The organism is Legionella massiliensis, assembly GCF_000756815.1.
In the GTDB taxonomy this organism is placed as follows: domain Bacteria; phylum Pseudomonadota; class Gammaproteobacteria; order Legionellales; family Legionellaceae; genus Tatlockia; species Tatlockia massiliensis.
Window position 1 is genome coordinate 1,506,528 of the sequence record NZ_CCVW01000001.1, and the last position, 18,145, is coordinate 1,524,672.

Here is an 18,145-nt window from a genome sequence, read left to right on the forward strand (position 1 = left end):
CTGCGGAATTCCCGCTCTGCTGGGCTTAACAGCCCAGCCTATATTTAATCCCTGCGACAGGGAGACCTACGTCATGTCGAACGTAGTGAGACATCTCCCGAATGTGGCATAGTGCTAAGCCCGGAGATCCCTCACTACGTTCGGGATGACGGAAGTCTTTCTCGATGTTTGTCCAAAAGAGGCTGGGTTCCCCGCAATGATGGCTGTGGTACCTCAAGACACCGAGCTAATATCCATAAGCTGCACAGCTAAACTTTTCCCATTAGCCAGCACATAAATTATCGGCGCCCCATTAGGCATAAACCCCACCTTATTGACAGTAAATGACTCTGTTTCATTACCTATAAGAGACACCTTGCGACCAAGCAGCATCAAACCCTTATTGTCGTAGGCCAAGTCTTTTAGAAACGCGAGAGCCTTGCTAGTTTCCTGGGCTTCCTGCAAGGCAGAGAATTGCGCCATCTGGGCCATGAATTCGCGGTTATCAATGGGTTTTAAGGGATCCTGATAAGTTAATTCCTGCATGAACAGTTTTAGATAATCGGCTTGGTTAACACTTGCTCCCTGAGTAGCATCGATTGCATCAGTCATTGTTTTACTCCATTAATTATGAGGTGCTCTAACTTAATTCCTTTGTTACTAAGCCATTGCTTAACCAGTAGGCTTAATTCCTTAATTTGTTCCTTGTTTAAATCTGCACTATTTAAGCTAAATTCAGCTTCATTCGTCCTGATGAATAATTGATGATTTTTAAAAACCAAGGGGCGGGTGAAAACCTTATTAGCTAAAGGTTCGGATATCGCAGAAGGCCTTAGTTTTTCTTGGCTGAATTCATTGCTGTCACAGGAGCTAAATTGCCCCGATTTGTCATAAACAGAGTTGATTAGCTCTGAGAATTCCTGGGTCCAAATCTTGATCTGATAGTCAGGAATAAAGGTCTCTGATTTGGCGATGGGTGCAGAAAATTCCTGTGACAAAACAAGCTTGCTAAGCTTGCGGTCTGTAGCCGGTTCATTTTCAGCAAGAGTCTGTGAATTCAGCTTGTTGATACTAGTTAAGGGCTTAAACTGCAAGGCAGAATTTTGCAGTTCTTGCTGGTGTTGCCAATAATAGTCATCTCCCGTTTTTCCGCGGCAGGAGGTTTCAAGGCATTGTGCGAATCCCTTAGGCTTAAGCTGTTCTTTGGCAAGCGGCTCCCTGAGCCTTGGCTCAACAGGGTTTAGGCTAATTCCCTTCTTTGTACAATCCATTCGTCTGATTCCTTTTGTTCTATGGCTAAAGTCTTTTTTTGCTCATTTTTTTGCTGTTTTTCCTGGTATTTTTCCAACATGATTAATTCAGTATTTAAACGAAGCTGGCGTGTTTTTAATTGGGTTTGCTGAGCTAGTAATTCTTTTTTTTGCAAGGCTAAATTTTCCCGATCCTCTTGGCTGCGAACAAGAAAATTTAGACGCGAAATTTCCTGTTCAGGTTGGATCTGTGCAGGAAGCTGGCTGGCGTTTTCAATTTGCTCCTGGATGATTGCTAGCTTGTTTTGCAGGGACTGCATCTGTTCTGCAAGCAGGGCAGAGGATTGGTTTATTTCAGCTAATTGCCAGGTCAGTTTGGTGACTAATGCTGCTAAGGTTTTATTCATTACAAATCTCGGTAAAACGTTCTAATAAAATTTCCATTGCTAAAGATTGATCCATTCTTTGACTAAGAAGCTGATTGATTGCCTCAATTCGCTCAACTGCTCGATCTAACCTAAGATTCATGCCCGGTTTATAGGCGCCAACAGCAATCATGTCTCTGTGTTGTTGATAGAGACTAAGCAGGACAATTATCTGTTGTAGAATTCTTTGCTCTTGCTCATTGAGCAGGGTTAAGCCTAGTCGCGAAACGCTTTGTAAAATATCAATTGCCGGATACTGCCCACGCTGGGCTAATTCACGGGTCAAGACAATATGGCCGTCTAAAAGGGCGCGCAGATTATCGGCAATAGGCTCATTAAAGTCATCACCCTCAACCAAAACAGTATAGAGCGCAGTGATAGAGCCTTGATTAGAAAAATTGCCGGCGCGCTCAACAATCCCTGGCAGCAGTGAGAAGACTGTGGGGGTGTAGCCGCGCGCGGTGGGCGGCTCGCCGAGGCTAAGACTAATTTCTCGCTGTGCCATAGCAAAGCGCGTGATGGAATCCATCATCAGCATGACATCCTTGCCCTGGCGACAAAAATACTCAGCAATCGCTGTCGCTGTGTAAACGGCCTGACGGCGCATGAGGGCAGAATCATCGCTGCAGGCAACGACTACTACCGATTTCTTTAAGCTTTCCTCGTCCAAATGACTATCAATAAAATCATTTACTTCGCGGCCGCGTTCACCAATGAGGGCTATCACATTGATATCACTGGCAATATGGCGGCTGATCATTCCCAACAGTACGGACTTTCCTACGCCGCTACCGGCAAAGAGACCAATCCTTTGCCCTTTTCCCAGCGGTAATAAGCAATCAATGGCATGAATACCCGTTAGCAAACGCTCCTGGATGGCTTGTCTTGTCAGCGGGTTTATCTTTGTGCTCTGGAGTGGCACCTGCTCTTTTGAGGGGATAGCACCTAGAGTATCAAGTGGCTGGGCAAAGGCATCGACAATGCGGCCTAAGAGTGCATTGCCTAGAGGTAAGGTTAGGCTATGCCCGCAGGCGCGTACTTTAAAGCCCATTGAAATGTTGGCTCTGCTGAAAGGCATTAGGAATACCCTTGCTTTATCAAAACCGATAACCTCGGCCTGGCTAACTAGCCGATTCTGATTATCTAGGATTTCACAAAGTTCTCCGACAAAGGCCTGAGGCGGACCGTTGGCCACTATTTTTAAGCCCAGGAATTGCTCTATTTCCCCGAAACGCTCGACTGCTTGTAAAGCACTTAACCAACTAGCCATGCTGTCTATGTCCTTTGAGTTGTAACAAGACTTGCTTTAGTCGATCAATTTGCCCCTCTATCCCTGCATCAAAAAGGCCATGCTCACTACGAATTTGGCAGCCGCCAAGATTCAAACGCTCATCTGAAATAACGCGCAATTCCTTACATTGACTGAAATCAATCTTCAATTCCCCTTGCTGTAACAGCGCTAAGTCTTGGGGATTTAAGGCGAGGGTGAGGTTTTGCTTGTCATTGACATGCTTGAGTGCTGCTGTAATTTGTTGGGCAATTGCTTCTTTGCTTTGTTGCTGCTGGATAAAAAATTGCTGGCAGATTGCGAGTACTATATCGGCAATTTCCTCTTTTAAGGCCAGGCGGCTCTCGTAGAGGGATGAGGCTAGGGATTGTAGCAAGGTCGTTAATTGTTGCAGGGTTTGTGCATTCTGCTGCTGAGCCTGTTCTTCACCTTGTTTAAAGCCCTCTCTAATTCCCTGGCTAAAACCGGTTTTGTATCCCTCTTCACGCGCTTGCTCTTTTAGCGCAAGATCCTTGTCTGATTCTCCGCTTGCAACCCTAATAGTTTTGTCCTCTGAAAATGAGCTTAAATTGAATAGCTCCTCGCTGAAAATTGCCTCTTTATAAATCTCAGTCATTGCTTTGCTCCAGAAAGGTATGAAAGGACGATTCCTTCTGCCATTGTTTAAACAAAGCTTGCTTAGGCGCTTCTTTTAGCGCATGCAGTTCCTTACTCATTAGCCTTTTAATCGAACCCTCCTGATCAACAGCCTGCAGAAAGGATTCTTGCCAGCTGAATTGTCCCTGCTCAAGGACAATCGCAATATAGAGAGAAGGATAAGGGCTAAGGGATTGCGGATAAGCAGGAACTTTGGGCGCAAGCTGTAAAGGCTCAGTCCGCTTTGGCAGCTTAGAGAAACGACGGGCATTTGCTAGCTCTTGCTCACCCTGCATTTGCTTAAAAAGAGTCTTTTGTTGCTCTGGCAGCTTGTTGAGAATCCAGCGTTGATCCGCCTTGGGCATGCCCGCAATTTTCACTAAAATTTCTTTTAATTCTCTAGTCATGATGGCTTAACCAGCTAGTTAATTCTGCAAGTAATAACTGTCTTTTTTGCTGACGTCTTCTGAAGTTAAAGGGCAGGAAGACGAGCAGAATAGCTACCAGACTGGCACTAGCCAGATAAAACATATCTTTAGAAACGGCTTGTTGCTTGAAAGGGATAACAGGAATTACTGAGGTTTGTTGTTCGGCAATCAGGGCTTCAACACTGATTGTATCGCCGCGCTTCTCATCAAAACCGACAACAGATTTAACCAGGCGTTCAATCTGTTTCAGGGTTTGCGAATTGGTATTTTCTGGCACAACCACTGAAATAGTAAGGCGCTCAATCTTGCCGCTAGCTCGGGTAAAACGCTCTTTTTCAGTACCGAATTGATAACTTTTCTCACGGGTTAGGTCTTGATTCGTTTGCGGTTTCTCTGCCTTGGTTGAAGTAGAATGTCGGGTTTCCTTTTCGTGGGTGATGATCCCTTCTTGCTGGGGTTTAACTAGTTCTCTTTGCAGCTCATCGTAGTTGAGAGAAACATCAATTTTTACCATGAACTCTTCATCAGCAAATACCCGATTTAGCAGTTGCAACACTTTCTCATTGAGATAGTGCTCCATATTTTTTTTCCTAGCAAAGTGGCCTGAGGCAGGATCTTCATCACTATTAGTGAGGTTATTGCCATTTTGATCAACGATAATAACCTTTGATTTTTGCAGCTTTGCCACAGAGGCACTGACCAATTGCTGGATACTACTAACCTGTTGTGGGGTTAGTGGGCGCAGTAGTTGTAAGCTGATTGCTGCACGGGGTTGATTGTCTGTCTGCTGAAATAAATGTTGCTCGGGAATAACCAGATGCACCCTGACCTGGCGTACCTCATCAAGGCTGTTGATGGTTCGTTCTAATTCGCCTTGTAAAGCGCGTTGGTAATTAATTTTTTGCGAAAAATCGGTTAAGCCAAAATCACTTTTATCAAAGAGTTCAAAGCCGACACTGCCGGAAAATTGCATAGTGCTAGTCATCAATTTGATCCGTGTTTTATCGATAAGATTTTTATCAATCAAAATATCGCTACCCTGGTTGCGCAGCTGGTAACTAATATTTGCCTGTTCTAATTGATTGATAATCTGATTAGCATCACGGCTATCTAACTGATTAAAGAGAACAGCATAATTGGGTATGGTGAACCAATAGCAAAATGCCAGGGTCATCAGTACTAGAAAAGCCAAACTTGCTAATAGGGTTAGCTGACGTGTTTTAGATTGTGAGTTGAACCAGCTTAGGTATTCCTTTAAATAATTCATCTTAGATTTGCTCCCTCAATAGCTCCTGATAAGCGGACATAAGACGGTTACGGAGTTGTTCTAAAAATTGAAAAGACAACTTTGCCTGTTCCAAGCTGAGCATGGTTTGATGCAGGCTAGGGGCTTGTCCGCTGGCTAGCTGCTGCAAGGCCTGATCTGCATTGAGCAAATGCTCATTGGTTTCACTCACTTTCCCTTGCAGCCAATTGGCAAAAGAAGGCGTTGCGGCAGCTGATTGCTCGGGTCCTCTAATGCCGCTATTCAAGTAAATGCTATCCATGGCCTCAATTTTCATCGTTCATCTCCAATACTTAGTGCCTGTAAATAGAGGTTATGGGCTGTGTTGATCACTTTCACATTAGCCTCATAGGCACGTGATGCGCGCAGTAGGGTTGTCATTTCATCCACCATACTAAGTCCTGGGTAGCTGACGTAACCTTGCTGATCGGCCGCGGGATGTCCGGGTTGGTAGGTTTTATTGGGTGCTACGTTTTCTGGCAGGATTTGCACTGAGGCAAAGGCACTTTGCTCTGGTTCGCTGAGATAAGTGCTAAAGGGTTTTGCTGTCGCGACCACCTGCATCGGTTGAAATTGCGAGCCATCTGCATTTTGTAGGCTGTGTTGGTTTGCAATATTGTTTGCTACCAGATCAATACGGAGTTTTTCCAGGCTTAGGGCTTCTCTAGCAATAGTATAAATTTGATCGTAACTCATGATTGATTGTTTCCATGTAGTGCGAGTTTCATTAGGGCTAATTTCTGATTTAATCCTTTGATCAGAGCGCGATAGTGGGTTGCATTTTTTACGCTTAGGGTGAGTTGATCATCGAGCGATAGATCAGTAGTCGCAGCTTGTAAAAAGGGATGTGCATCCTGATTGGAATTCCCGGCGAATTGCTTAAGTTGCTGTTCAAAGTTGACCTCCATAGTTTGATAACCGCTGGTGTTTACATTAGCAATATTGGTGGCAATAGCTTGGTGGCGAAGTAAACTGGCATCTAGGGCTAAGCTGGCTAAGTCTAGGGTTTTATCGTACATAGTATTTCCTGTTTTTTAAGGTTTCTCTCATCCGCCCTGCTAGCCGTCATCCCGAACACAGTGAGGGATCTCCTGGCATTCCGGAGATGTCTCACTGTGTTCGACATGACGTATGTCTTTGGGAGAAACAAAGTGGCGAAGTAGTCTCTATTGAATAACAAGTTCAGCATGTAAGGCTCCTGCACGTTGTAAACTTTCCAGAATTGCAATGATGTCGCGCGTTGATGTTTGTACTTTGGTCAGGGCTGCAATCAAATCAGCAATGGTAGCGCCCTCTGCTAACTTCACTGTGTTTGCAATGGGCTCTTTGACATCAATTGAAGTCGAAGGCGTGATGGCTGTTTGTATCTGTCGACTAACATCAGTAACCAGAGTTGGTTGGGATACGTTATAACTGGTTGCAATAGCAATCTGTAAGCTACCGTGTGAAATAGTGACTGCATCAAGTTTTACATCAGCCCCTGCAATAACAACACCAGTACGTTCATTAACTACGACCGTTGGCAAATTATCGGGTGTGATGTCGACATTTTCTAACTGGCTGATAAAGCGAATGAAATGCTTTTTAACCTTTGCGGGTGGATGTACTTCTATATCCTGAGCTGAGCGGGCAAGGGCTGTTTCAAGGCCAAAACGCTTATTAAGCGCCTGCTCCACATTATCAGCAGTGGTAAAATCAGGGCGGTTGAGAATGACGTGTATTTCGCCTTCTTTAGAGGTTAAATCGTTATAGAGTGTTTTCTCAACAACCGCGCCGCCGGAAATAAGACCGGCTGTAGGGTGATTCTTTTGAATGACATTGCCAAAGAGATCATATTTAAAGCCGCCAACCGAAATAGGTCCTTGCGCCAGGGCATAAACTTGATTGTCAGGACCTTTGAGCGGCGTGACCAGCAATGTGCCGCCCAGCAAACTTTTTGCATCGCCAAGTGAGGCAACATTAATGTCTAATTTATCGCCTTGGTGAGCGTAGGATGGCAGGCTTGCGGTGACGATTACCGTTGCAGTGTTTCTAGAGTTGATCTCATTAGGGCTGATGGTGACACCAAAGGTCTGCAATAGGTTAGATATAGCCTGGGTCGTATCCTTGTTACGTCGCGAATCGCCAGAACCGGCAAGCCCAATCACTAGGCCATAACCTGTGATTGGGTTTTCTTGCAGACCAGAAAGATGAGCAATTGATTTCAGGCGCACTGTTGCCTGAGCCGGTGTCAAACCACAAAGCAACGCAAAGAATAAACTAATAATTAAATAGAGTTTCATCAGACCAATCCTATAAACGACAAGACTTGATAGATATAGTTATGCCTTTGTGCATTCGATACAGTGCCATCGCCAGTGTAAGTAATTTGCGCCTCTGCAAGCCGTGTAGAAAGGACGGTGTTTTGGGCGCTGATATCTTCCTGGCGCACCACGCCTTTTAGCAAAATAGCCTGCTGTTCGCCGTTAATGGTTATCAGCTGACGTCCTTCAACAAGATAACTTCCGCCTGGCAAAATGGTTTTGATCCGCACGGTGAGTGCCGCTTTAATTTTGCCCTGACGGCCAGTTTTTGCTGTAGCCTTCCCTTTACCTTCTAAACCTAGACTCAGGTCATAATGACTTTTATTGTAAGTAGCCTTTAAGGCCGTTTTAATCTCCTTGCCTGAGGCTAGATCAGCGCTACTGTGCGCATCGGAGGCTTCCATGACGATCACAGTCAGCAGATCGCCGGGTAGATAAGCCTTTCTATCTGCTATAAGCGGACGATAAAAAGTTTCATCAAAGAGGTTGATGGCCTGGGCATTAGGCGTTAGGCAAAAACTGAGCATAACTAAGCTGATCTTAATTAGGAATTTCATTGGTCATTTTTTCCAATTCATCAGCGATTTGTATTGCTTTGGCATTCAACTGGTAGACGCGCTGGGCAAGTGTCAGTTGCATCAGCGTATTCACCATATCCACATTAGACCCTTCAATTTGTTTGGGCATGAGTTTGCCTAGGCCGGAACTACCAGGGCTATCAATAATGGCATCCCCCGTTTTTTCTGTTGCGTTGTAGAGTCCGGTGCCTATTGGATTTAAAGCCTCAGGCTCGAGGAATTTTGCAAGTTTAATGCTGCCTAATAATTGTGGTTCAGTTTCACCGGCCAGAACAGCTTCAACCTCACCGTTTTCTTTGATGTTGATATCCACCATGTCCTCAGGTATTTGGATATTGTCTGCGAGCCGCAAGCCATCCTGGGTTACAAGATAATGTTCTTCATCAACGGTAAAGGTTGAATTGCGTGTGTAGGAAATATTGCCATCACTGTTGATGACCTGAAAAAAACCATTGCCATCAATTGCTAGGTTTTTCCAATCATTAGTCGTTTTTAGCGGACCCTGGCTGAAGTCCTTGCTGGTTTTATATACCGCGGCGCCTAAGCCTATTTTTGCTCTGCTTTGTTTGTCGAAGAGGGGGGCGCTTCCATCAATATTTTGATAGAGCACATCTGCAAAGATAATTTTGCTTGCCTTGTAATTAGGCGTATTTAAATTGGCCAGATCATGGGCAATTTTATCGATGTAGTATTCCTGTGATTTCAAGCCGCTGGCGGCAATAGTAAGCGCATTAGACATTTCCTTCTCCTAATTGATTGATGGCGGTAGACAAGAGGTGGTCAGCAGTCTGCATGACCCGTTGAGATGCCTCAAAGTGACGGGAGGTTTTTACCATCTCTAACATTTCATCGACGGATTTAACATTCGCCTGTTCAAGATATCCTTGTAATACACGAGTGCTGCTGGTGATTGGCGACGGAACTTCTCTGGTTTCGAAAAGTCCTTGTCCGCGATATTTCAGTGCTTGAATATTGTTAAATTGCACCAGGTTAAGTTGGTCAACCTTGCGATTTTCGATATAGACTGTGCCCTGTGAGTCGATGGTAAAGGAATTATCATCAACACGGAGTACGCCGGCTTGACCGAGAATTAAGCCCCCTGTTGCTGAACAGAGCTCGCCATGTTCATTGATATGTAGATCGCCTCGTCTTGTGTAGAAAATCCCCTCGGTAGTTTGTACTGTAAAAAAACCTTCACCGGCGATGGCGAGATCCTTAGCATTTTGTGATTGCACAAGAGTGCCTTGGGTCAAAATCTGGCTGTTCTGCATTCCTTGACTGACAGTCGCTGCCTCCGGCCTTAGGTGCTGCTCGAAAACGACTGCATCCAAGAGCTGACGTTTATAGCCCGGTGTCTGCATGTTCGCGATATTTTGGTTGATTATTTGCAAGCGCGATTGATCCTGGAGCATTGAGATTTGGGCGGCTTGAATTGCATCTATCATCCTGATTTCCTTATTGTACAACTGCGAACGATTCAACCTGGATATTCACTGGCACTTCATTCATTGCCAGGACAGTCAGATGGGGAATCACTCGTTGGGTTAAAAGCCTGATATGCCTGCGTATGGTTGATGAACACAGCAGGATGGGTCTTTTCCGTTCACCAAGCATTTTTTCAACTTGCTGGGCGAGGGCTGTTATAAAATTCTCGCTGAGGCTTGGCTCAAGAGCCCAGTGCTCCTTGCCTAAACCCTGATTGAGTTTTTGCTCTAACAGCGGCGCTAAGGTTAAGACCTGTAAATTAGCTTGGTTGCTGATTAATTTCTGGCAAATCGCTGTGCCAAGATGGCTGCGGATAATTTCAGTTAATTGGCTTGGCTCAGTGACTTGTTTGGCATGCTCAAGCAAAACCTCCAGAATCATGGCCAAATGGCGGATCGATACCTTTTCCTCTAAGAGATTTTGTAAGATACGCTGAACATGGCCTAAGGGGAGCAAGGCTGGAATAAGCTCATCACGAAGGTTTCGCAGAGTTGGCTGTTCCAAAAGGGTTTCGACCTCAGAGCGGGTTAAGAGCTCAGCCAGATGAGTTTGCACTACCTCTTTTAGATGGGTTGTAATGACGTTTAAAGGGTCACAAAGTGTATAACCTGCCTCAACAGCTGTAGATCGCTGCTCGGCATTAATCCAAAGCGCCGGCAAACCATAGCTAGGATCACGAACTTCAATGGCCTGACTTAGGTTGTTTTGTTTGGTCTGCTTAGTTCGAATTGCTAAGACCTTATCAAAATGTAATTGATTAAATCCCAGGCTATTCCCCTGGACACTAATTTGATAAAAGGGGAAGTTAATTTTTCTATCGCTGAGTATTTTCACCTCGGGTATGACAAAGCCGAGCTCATAGGCTAAACGCTCGCGTATTTGCTGGATATTCTCAAGAAAGTTTGTTTCATAGTCTGTAAAGAGCTTAAAGAGTTCGTCATTTAGGTGGATTTCAATAGGGTAAATTTTTATCTTTTCATAAAGGCTTTCTTCGTTTGCCACAAGCGTCTCTTCATTCTGCCTGTTTTTAGCAGCAAACCAGGCGGCAATAGCAAAGCCCGTTAGAATAAGCATAACCGGCATTAGCGGAATGCCTTTCAAGCTTAGGAGCCCTAATAAACCCACACAAACCATGATTAGGGTTTTGGGATAAGCTGCAATTTGTTTAGTAATTTCTCGGCCTAATTGCGCATCTGTCGCGGCACGAGTCACTATAATCCCAGTTGCTGTGGAGATAATCAGGGCAGGAATTTGCGTCACCAGACCATCACCCACGGTGAGCAAGGTATAGCGCTGAATGGATTCACTAAGGCTTAATCCCTTTTGTACAAGGCCAATAGCAAAGCCGCCAATAATGTCGACTAGAATGATCAGGATTCCCGCAATAGCATCGCCTTTGACAAACTTGGAGGCACCATCCATGGCACCGTAAAAGTTAGCCTCTTTTTCAATTTGACTGCGTCTGAGCTTGGCGTCTGCCTGGGAAATAATGCCCATGTTGAGATCGGCATCGATGCTCATTTGTTTGCCGGGCATACTATCAAGAGTAAAGCGTGCTGCTACCTCAGCAACACGTTGAGCACCATTAGTAACGACGATAAATTGGATAATAATCAGAATTAAAAAGACGACCAGCCCCATGACATAGTTACCTTGGATAACATATTGCCCCATGGCTTGAATAACCTTCCCTGCTTCACCATCCGCTAAAATAAGGCGAGTTGCTGAAATATTCAGGGCAAGGCGAAACAGGGTAGATAGCAGCAAAAGAGCAGGAAAAGTCGAGAAACTTAAGGGTTTGTCGGTGTAGAAGGTCAGCAATAAAACAGTGAGCGCCCAACTGAAATTAATTATCAATAAAAGATCAAGTAAAACGGCTGGAATAGGGATAAATAGAATAAGCAAAATGCTAATGGCGAAACTAACCATGACAAGTTCGCTGTAATTTCCTTTCTTCAACATCATGCAAGCTCCCTTTGACGATAAATTTCCCTGAAAATAAGAGCGGCTGTTGGAAAATGCTCCTGACTAATCCATTGGTTTAGGTCGATTGTTGCAAATAAGGCTCTGGCAAAGGCCTTATTTTCAATAAGGGGAACCTTGTGGCGTTGTGCTAAGGCCCTAACTTGCGCAGCAAATTCCCCTTGAGCCTTACAGACAACCTTAGGTGCTGGCATAGAACCTGGTTCATATTTTAAAGCGATGGCTAGTCGGGTTGGATTAGTAACCACTACATCCGCAGTCTTTACCTGTTCCAAAGCCGCATTTTTTTGCCGCATTTGCTGTTGTAACTGCCTTATCTTTGCCTTGATTTTGGGATCCCCTTCACGTTGACGATATTCGTCTTTCACCTCTTGTTTAGTCATCCGATTGTCTTTTTTGTATTTCCAGCCAACATAGAGTTTGTCGACTAAGGCCAAGGCAAAGAGCAAAGCTAAGAGTTGCAATAGAGTTTTGAACAACAAAGACCTAATAAGCACAGGATGCTCAACGGGGCTAAGCACCATGAATTTCAACAGGGTAGCAAGGTTATGATGCAAGCTGATAATAATCAGCGAAAAGGCTAAGACTAGTTTTAGGCTGCTTTTTCCTGTGTCAACGAGCATTTTTGCTGAGAATAGTCGTTTAAGACCTTGTATTGGATTTAAACGCTTTAAGTCTGGTTTAAGCGGCACCATTGTCCAGATGAAGCCAGTTTGGCTAAGTGTTGCTAGGATGAGACTAAGAACGGCAGCCAAGGCAAAAGGCAGCCAGAGATTAAGTAAGCTTGTAAGAATAAGATGCTGGAGTTTTATTAGCGCATCAGTACTGAGAGAAAACCGGGTTGCAAGACTGAGAAGCTGAGTCAGCAGCGCTTTTAATTGCCCCAGTGAAGGCCAGAGTGCTGCACTGGCAATAATCATAAGGATTAAAAAGAAAGAGGTTATTAGTTCATTGCTTTTATTAACCTGCCCCTTTTCTTTGGCCTTTTGTAATTTATAGGGCGTAGCCTTTTCAGTTTTATCACTCATGCCATAACCCCGCGCCAGCTTTGAAAACAGATTCTGAATAAGCGTTCTAGCAAGGGATTAAAGTAATTTAGTAATAAAGCCAGTAGAAAAAAACCAAAGAGAATTTTAATCTGTAAGGTTAGGAAATAGGTGCTGAGTTGAGGCATATTGCGGGTCAGGATAGCCGCAGAGATCTCAATAACCAGCAAGGCAATAACGATAGGGCTGGCAATCATTAATGCGAGGCTAAACATTAGGGAAAATTGCTGGATAAGCAGCATAAATCCTTTAAACAGTGCAAGCCTCCCTGGCGGAATAGTTTGAAAAGAATAAGCCAAACCCTGTATTAACCAATGGTGGCAGTTTAAGGAGAAAAAGAATAAAACGGCGAGCATAGTCAAAAGACGACCTGTAAATGGGTCCGCAGACTGGGAGCTGGGGTTCAAAATAGCCAGCGAATTAAGGCCGGTTTGCGTATCAATTAGCTGTCCGGCAATCTGCAAAACTGCAAAGGCTGCATAGAGACTCATCGATAAGGTCAGGCCATTAGCAAACTCGACTAAGGCACCAGCTATCAAGGTTGCTTCATCATGTTTTTGCACCGATAAGGATAGATTTGAAACTAAAAGAATACTGAGACTGAAGACGAGTAGAAGCCGTACATGGATTGGCAACTGACGAATTGCTTGAATTGGCGTAAAAAGTAAAACGGCCCCTAGTCGTATAGCAACGAAAAAGATAGCGGTCAGTGTTGGCAGGCTTAGATTAATCATCGCAAAGCCCCAGGGATGTTTTCTATGATGTTTTTTGCAAAATCAAGAAGGGTATGCAGCATCCAACTGCCACAAAGCATTAGCATGAGTGTAAGAGTCAATAATTTGGGGACAAAACTTAAACTGGAATCTTGAATTTGAGTGGCAACTTGCAGGATAGAAATTAACAGGCCACAGAGCATGGCAGTTAATACAACCGGCGAGGATATCAATAGCGCATGCCAAAGCAATTGCTTCGATAAATAGATAGCTAGATCGTTAGACATCATCCATTTTCCATGTATGTAGAGCTTACTTGCGGTCTTCCGTGGGGAAATCCATAAAACGGAGGAGATTAGAGCAAATCTTAAAATGATTTTCAAGAGCTGTTGTTGATTTTTGTTTCTTTATAGGCTTTTTGTACATAGATCCCGTGGTCAATCCCATAGGTATCTACACAAGTGTCTGTAATTGAACGCCCTGTCCCCCCAACGCCACGTCATCCTGAGCGCAGCGAAGGATCTCCGGGATTAGCACGGTGCCACATTCAGGAGATCCTTCGCTGCGCTCAGGATGACGTAGTGTTGAGACCAGGAGAGACATGACCTATTACATACATTTGTGTAGATACCTATGGGTCAATCCATGGGAATTCGGGGCGGTTAAAGATTATCCGTTTTGCTAAGTTTGCCAAAATAGACAACTACTTAGCTTCCTTTCCATGGCAATTCTTATACTTCCTTTGACTGCCACAAGGGCAGGGGCCATTAAGTGAAATTTTGGGTTTTTGAATTTTCGTCTTATCTTTGGGCGGCTTGCCCTCAGTATAAACACCTTCAGTATAAAACCATTGACCATCGATGCGTTGGAATTTGCTTAACTCATGCATCGCCTGTTTTTTCCCTTTTTCGTGGAAGCTCGCAATAAATTCAACGTAGCCAATATTCTCGTCAGTTTCATCCATGTAACTTTTAACGACTTGTAAACCGACCCAATTAACCTGCTTCGCCCAGGCTTCTACTTCTGATTCGTCAAACCCCTCCATAGACTTTCCGCACATGGTTTTTTTGATGTAATCGGTGTTGGCCATGGTAAAGGCGGAATAACGCGAGCGCATTAGTTTTTCCGGCGTATCGGCGTGTTTTTGTCCTTCAATGAATAAACCGCAACAGTCTAAGTATTTTTTGCTGGAACCACAGGGGCATTGAGGCATGGTTGTATTCCTAATAAGATCAATGAGTTCTATTTCACACTATTTCACATCTGCGTATAATCGTTAACTAAATTTTAAAATGGAAGTAGATAGCATGATTAAATTGTACCAATTTCCTGGTTTTTGGGGATTACCTAATGCGAGTCCTTTCTGTTTAAAGTTGGAAACTTATCTGCGTTTGGCTGATATCCCTTACGAAATTAAATTCCTTAGTGATCCACGAAAAGCCCCAAAAGGGAAATTACCTTTTATCAAAATTGATGATAAAACGATTGCAGATAGTGAAATAATTATCGATTTTTTAAAAGGAAAATTGGGTGATCAACTCGATGGAAATTTAAGAAAAGAGCAAAGGGCTCTTTCAGTTGTACTTGATAGCAGTTTCGCTGAGCGTCTTTATTGGATAATAGTGTATATGCGTTGGCAATATGAGCCAAACTGGGTTCATGTAAAAAGCGCTTTTTTTGCTAAATTGCCGCTAATTTTGAAATTATTTCTTCCTAATATTGTTCGAAAAAGCACGCTAAAAGCCTTGCACAACCAAGGTATGGGACGTCATAGTTATGATGAGGTTCTTGAGATGGGCTATAAATTTCTCGATGCGATTGCAGATATTTTGGGCGATAAAAAATACTTTCTTGGCGATGAACCAAGTACTATTGATGCAACTGCCTTTGCTCTTTTAGCAAATATTGCATGGACGCCTTATGATGATGCACTTAAGACTCATTTGGCTAAGCATAAAAATCTGCTTAGTTATTGCGATAAAATGTGGAGCACTTTCTATCCGGAATTAGCTAAACCCTTTATGATTGTTCCTTAAGTGGTTGTTATCGGTTTAATTAGGAAGGGTTGTTGCAGCTTTGCAACCCTAATTTTATTTGCTAAGATTTATTTTGTTTATAACAACAGTTGGGGTTTAAAATGCCAATAATTACCGGAACTCGTTCTCAAAAGAAAGAAAAAATAAAAGCTGAAATAAGTAGCGAAACTTTTGAAAAAATTACTGCATACTGTGCCTGGGCTAATGTTGATGATATCGGTCTCTTTATCGAAGAAGCAGCAGGTTTTATTTTTGCGAAAGATCGTGAGTGGAAACAATATAGAAAAGCTGCAAAAAAACGCGCTGAATCATCTAATGCCTAATAAATAAAATATAAGCCTATCGCCATCCCGTGGTATCGACTGCGGGATCCATTCAAGGGAGTAGTAGTTCATAGGGATTTGGTATGCATTTGCATTTTCTGCAACGCCTTCGATATTACGGTACGCCTTTGGCTGCATCGGTCGTAATTTTTATTGGTTTTTTAGGCCATGTATTCTGTAGCATTATCGATATTTTCGAAGGTAAGCTGGTCATTACCAGACACAGCCTACTAAATACTGTCTATGGTTCAGGGGTAAAGCTAGTTCTTCCGCTTTTAATGATCACTTCGTTGTTAGGGGCCTCTATTATCATGAATGTTTATAGCATTCTGAGCCCCTATGACATGCAACATAAGGTTTTAGCCATCTCACAGAAGATACTTTTTTACGATTTGTTACCCTTTATAATCAGCTTGATGCTGGCTACTCAGTCAGCTTTAAATATGGTTACTGCTGGAATCAAGAAAATGAAGCGCACGCCTCATGAAGTTGTGCTTGGATATGTAATTCCTACCATGATTGGCACTAATATCAGCGCATTATTTTTATATGTGTATGCTCTTAATATTGTTTTTATCAGTATTTATTTCTGTTTTCGTTACCTGCTTCATACGGACACTCATGAATATTTGTTCCATTTAACGAATACAATCACTAGCCGATCGATCATTTATTCAATTTTAAAAATGTCATTATATTGTGCTTTAGTGAGCCTGATCGTAGGCTATTACTATTATCAAGTTGCTGCAGGGTATATGTTAATAAGGAAAGCTATGTCGAGAATTATTACTCGTAGCTTTATCTGGCTGGCAACAACCAGCTTTTATTTTAAATTCCTCAACTATTAAGGATAGAGATGCGTCAGGAACGACTGTATATTTTAGTTGGGTTGTTTGTTGGAGGAGCAATTTGCTTATCAGTGCTTACTGCTCTTTACATCTATGATGAATATTTACATGAGCGTGTTGAAACCTATGTCATGTTTTTTAAAGGCTCGTTGGCAGGGGTACATGTTACTTCTGAAGTGACTTATCGTGGTGTAAAAATTGGTGAGGTTAAGCTCATTGAAATTACCGAGAACTCAGAAAAGAGTCAGATTAAAATTCCTGTCTATGTACAATTTTTTGTTGAGAGAAAATTTGTCGGAAAACAAAATCCAATCCAATTACTGGTTAACAGGGGTTATGTAGCCAATATTCGAAAACCTAATTTTTTAACGGGTATCGCCTCGATTGATCTGATCCGAGGGCCGTCTTCTTATAAAACATCGTTAACCCATTATAATGGTTACCCAATTTTCCCTACTAATAACGCAGTGGAAGACTATACAACGCTTGATGATGCGATTAGATCAGCAAATCAAGCCTTTCAGGACTTTAGCGATCTTATTCGGGGTGAGAGGATTCGAGGCGCGATCGATTCAACATCAACCATGGCTCATAGTGTAGATAGGATGGTTCAAGATATTGATAAGCTAGTACCGCCGACAATTAACAGCTTTGCAGAAACAATAAAGCGATTTTCTGCATTGGTAGATACGCTTGATAAGCTAATGCCACCTACCCTTGCTGATTTTTCTAACAGTCTAAAAGAGGTTTCCAGCTTGGCAACGGATCTTGATCAAGTGATGACGCCTGCACTAGCGGATTTCTCTCAAGGTATGAGACAGGTCTCTGATGCTGCCAATTCGACACAAAATTTAGCGGATTATCTTGCAAGACATCCGGAATCACTAATAAGAGGGAAAAAGTGAAGATTTATTTATCAGCATTTATAGTATTAATGGGGTTAATGCTTGGTTCCTGTGGACGTAGCCCGGATTCGCAATTTTATGTGTTAAGCCCAATTGCGCCGCTGCAAAATCAAATTAAAAGTTATAAGCATTTAAAAATAGGCCTTAATGAAATCAAGGGGCCAGCTTATTTATCTAAACCTCAGGTTATTGTTCATTATTCTGCTAATGAAGTGAAGTTGGAGGAGTATCATCGTTGGGTCGAGAATTTAGATAAAAATGTCAAACAAGTTATTGTGGCAAATCTCTCCACTTTACTACCAGGTGCGGCCTTCATTTCTATGCCTTGGGATATAAAGTTCAGGCCAAAATATCAACTGCAGATAGATATTTCGCAATTTGAAGTTGATGTTAAAGGTAATAGCCTGTTTAGCGCAGACTATACTATTTATGCTGACAAGCAGGTCTATACAACGGGAACTCTTGTGTATCGCCAGAAGGTATCTCAGCCAAAAATCGAAAATCTGGTTGCTAGTATGAATGAGAATCTCAATCACTTTAGCAGGGATTTAGCTAAGGTTTTGGCTAAGCTGCAATAAGAATCTCTGCTTACAGATAAGGGTTTTAGGCAGGAGCAGTGCTCCAACCCACAAAG

The 18,145-nt window shown here is 43.0% G+C and carries 24 protein-coding genes; 5 read left to right on the forward strand and 19 right to left on the reverse strand.

Going from position 1 to position 18,145, the window contains the following annotated elements; all coding sequences use genetic code 11:
* Positions 1-213: 213 nt before the first annotated feature.
* From BN1094_RS06500 to BN1094_RS06590, 19 genes are all read right to left on the reverse strand, one after another.
* On the reverse strand, positions 214-591 hold the full coding sequence (locus BN1094_RS06500) for a flagellar hook assembly protein FlgD (protein WP_052403157.1): 378 nt from the start codon (positions 589-591) through the stop codon (positions 214-216).
* On the reverse strand, positions 588-1,250 hold the full coding sequence (locus BN1094_RS06505; RefSeq protein WP_043873470.1) for a hypothetical protein: 663 nt from the start codon (positions 1,248-1,250) through the stop codon (positions 588-590). The genes BN1094_RS06500 and BN1094_RS06505 overlap by 4 nt, the downstream gene beginning before the upstream one ends.
* Positions 1,220-1,636 carry a hypothetical protein gene (locus BN1094_RS06510; RefSeq protein WP_043873471.1) on the reverse strand — a complete coding sequence of 139 codons (417 nt, stop codon included), beginning with the start codon at positions 1,634-1,636 and terminating at the stop codon, positions 1,220-1,222. The genes BN1094_RS06505 and BN1094_RS06510 overlap by 31 nt, the downstream gene beginning before the upstream one ends.
* Positions 1,629-2,924: a FliI/YscN family ATPase gene (locus BN1094_RS06515; RefSeq protein ID WP_043873472.1), complete on the reverse strand. Its 1,296-nt coding sequence runs from the start codon at positions 2,922-2,924 to the stop codon at positions 1,629-1,631. Before BN1094_RS06515 ends, BN1094_RS06510 begins: the two co-directional genes overlap by 8 nt.
* Positions 2,917-3,558: a FliH/SctL family protein gene (locus BN1094_RS06520; protein WP_043873473.1), complete on the reverse strand. Its 642-nt coding sequence runs from the start codon at positions 3,556-3,558 to the stop codon at positions 2,917-2,919. Before BN1094_RS06520 ends, BN1094_RS06515 begins: the two co-directional genes overlap by 8 nt.
* A complete protein-coding gene (locus tag BN1094_RS06525) occupies positions 3,551-3,985 on the reverse strand; it encodes a hypothetical protein (RefSeq protein ID WP_043873474.1) in 435 nt (144 codons plus the stop codon). Before BN1094_RS06525 ends, BN1094_RS06520 begins: the two co-directional genes overlap by 8 nt.
* Positions 3,978-5,273 (reverse strand): flagellar basal-body MS-ring/collar protein FliF, encoded by a 1,296-nt coding sequence (gene fliF, locus BN1094_RS06530; RefSeq protein ID WP_043873475.1) that lies wholly within the window; start codon positions 5,271-5,273, stop codon positions 3,978-3,980. The genes BN1094_RS06525 and fliF overlap by 8 nt, the downstream gene beginning before the upstream one ends.
* A gap of 1 nt (position 5,274) precedes the next feature.
* Positions 5,275-5,568: a flagellar hook-basal body complex protein FliE gene (fliE, locus tag BN1094_RS06535; RefSeq protein WP_043873476.1), complete on the reverse strand. Its 294-nt coding sequence runs from the start codon at positions 5,566-5,568 to the stop codon at positions 5,275-5,277.
* A complete protein-coding gene (gene flgC / locus BN1094_RS18765) occupies positions 5,565-5,987 on the reverse strand; it encodes a flagellar basal body rod protein FlgC (RefSeq protein ID WP_052403158.1) in 423 nt (140 codons plus the stop codon). The genes fliE and flgC overlap by 4 nt, the downstream gene beginning before the upstream one ends.
* Positions 5,984-6,310, reverse strand: a complete 327-nt coding sequence (locus BN1094_RS06545) for a flagellar basal body rod protein FlgB (protein ID WP_043873477.1) — start codon at positions 6,308-6,310, stop codon at positions 5,984-5,986. Before BN1094_RS06545 ends, flgC begins: the two co-directional genes overlap by 4 nt.
* A gap of 147 nt (positions 6,311-6,457) precedes the next feature.
* Positions 6,458-7,573, reverse strand: a complete 1,116-nt coding sequence (locus BN1094_RS06550; protein ID WP_043873478.1) for a flagellar basal body P-ring protein FlgI — start codon at positions 7,571-7,573, stop codon at positions 6,458-6,460.
* Positions 7,573-8,151, reverse strand: coding sequence for a flagellar basal body L-ring protein FlgH (locus tag BN1094_RS06555; RefSeq protein WP_043873479.1), 579 nt, complete (start codon positions 8,149-8,151; stop codon positions 7,573-7,575). Before BN1094_RS06555 ends, BN1094_RS06550 begins: the two co-directional genes overlap by 1 nt.
* The gene (locus BN1094_RS06560) at positions 8,135-8,911 is read right to left on the reverse strand and encodes a flagellar hook-basal body protein (RefSeq protein ID WP_043873480.1); all 777 of its coding nucleotides are present in this window, start codon (positions 8,909-8,911) and stop codon (positions 8,135-8,137) included. The genes BN1094_RS06555 and BN1094_RS06560 overlap by 17 nt, the downstream gene beginning before the upstream one ends.
* Entirely contained in the window at positions 8,904-9,617 is a 714-nt protein-coding gene (locus BN1094_RS06565) for a flagellar hook-basal body protein (protein WP_043873481.1), read from the reverse strand. Before BN1094_RS06565 ends, BN1094_RS06560 begins: the two co-directional genes overlap by 8 nt.
* Before the next feature lie 10 nt (positions 9,618-9,627).
* Positions 9,628-11,622 carry a flagellar biosynthesis protein FlhA gene (locus BN1094_RS06570; protein WP_052403159.1) on the reverse strand — a complete coding sequence of 665 codons (1,995 nt, stop codon included), beginning with the start codon at positions 11,620-11,622 and terminating at the stop codon, positions 9,628-9,630.
* On the reverse strand, positions 11,619-12,668 hold the full coding sequence (locus BN1094_RS06575; RefSeq protein ID WP_052403160.1) for an EscU/YscU/HrcU family type III secretion system export apparatus switch protein: 1,050 nt from the start codon (positions 12,666-12,668) through the stop codon (positions 11,619-11,621). The genes BN1094_RS06570 and BN1094_RS06575 overlap by 4 nt, the downstream gene beginning before the upstream one ends.
* Complete coding sequence (locus BN1094_RS06580) at positions 12,665-13,420, reverse strand: flagellar biosynthetic protein FliR (protein WP_043873483.1); 756 nt, start codon at positions 13,418-13,420, stop codon at positions 12,665-12,667. The genes BN1094_RS06575 and BN1094_RS06580 overlap by 4 nt, the downstream gene beginning before the upstream one ends.
* Positions 13,417-13,689 carry a flagellar biosynthesis protein FliQ gene (fliQ, locus tag BN1094_RS06585; protein ID WP_245614208.1) on the reverse strand — a complete coding sequence of 91 codons (273 nt, stop codon included), beginning with the start codon at positions 13,687-13,689 and terminating at the stop codon, positions 13,417-13,419. Before fliQ ends, BN1094_RS06580 begins: the two co-directional genes overlap by 4 nt.
* A 413-nt stretch (positions 13,690-14,102) precedes the next feature.
* Positions 14,103-14,612 (reverse strand): YchJ family protein, encoded by a 510-nt coding sequence (locus BN1094_RS06590; RefSeq protein ID WP_043873485.1) that lies wholly within the window; start codon positions 14,610-14,612, stop codon positions 14,103-14,105.
* Positions 14,613-14,706: 94 nt separating this feature from the next.
* Here BN1094_RS06590 and BN1094_RS06595 point away from each other — a divergent pair, with 94 nt between their 5' ends.
* The 5 genes from BN1094_RS06595 to BN1094_RS06615 all read left to right on the forward strand — a co-directional run bounded on the left by BN1094_RS06595 (position 14,707) and on the right by BN1094_RS06615 (position 18,089).
* A complete protein-coding gene (locus tag BN1094_RS06595; RefSeq protein ID WP_043873486.1) occupies positions 14,707-15,435 on the forward strand; it encodes a glutathione S-transferase family protein in 729 nt (242 codons plus the stop codon).
* Positions 15,436-15,536: 101 nt separating this feature from the next.
* Entirely contained in the window at positions 15,537-15,758 is a 222-nt protein-coding gene (locus BN1094_RS06600; protein ID WP_043873487.1) for a hypothetical protein, read from the forward strand.
* 83 nt (positions 15,759-15,841) lie between these two features.
* A complete protein-coding gene (locus BN1094_RS06605; protein ID WP_052403161.1) occupies positions 15,842-16,606 on the forward strand; it encodes an ABC transporter permease in 765 nt (254 codons plus the stop codon).
* An 8-nt stretch (positions 16,607-16,614) separates the two neighbouring features.
* Positions 16,615-17,511, forward strand: a complete 897-nt coding sequence (locus BN1094_RS06610) for an MlaD family protein (protein ID WP_043873488.1) — start codon at positions 16,615-16,617, stop codon at positions 17,509-17,511.
* On the forward strand, positions 17,508-18,089 hold the full coding sequence (locus BN1094_RS06615) for a PqiC family protein (RefSeq protein WP_052403162.1): 582 nt from the start codon (positions 17,508-17,510) through the stop codon (positions 18,087-18,089). Before BN1094_RS06610 ends, BN1094_RS06615 begins: the two co-directional genes overlap by 4 nt.
* The last annotated feature ends 56 nt before the right edge of the window (positions 18,090-18,145 follow it).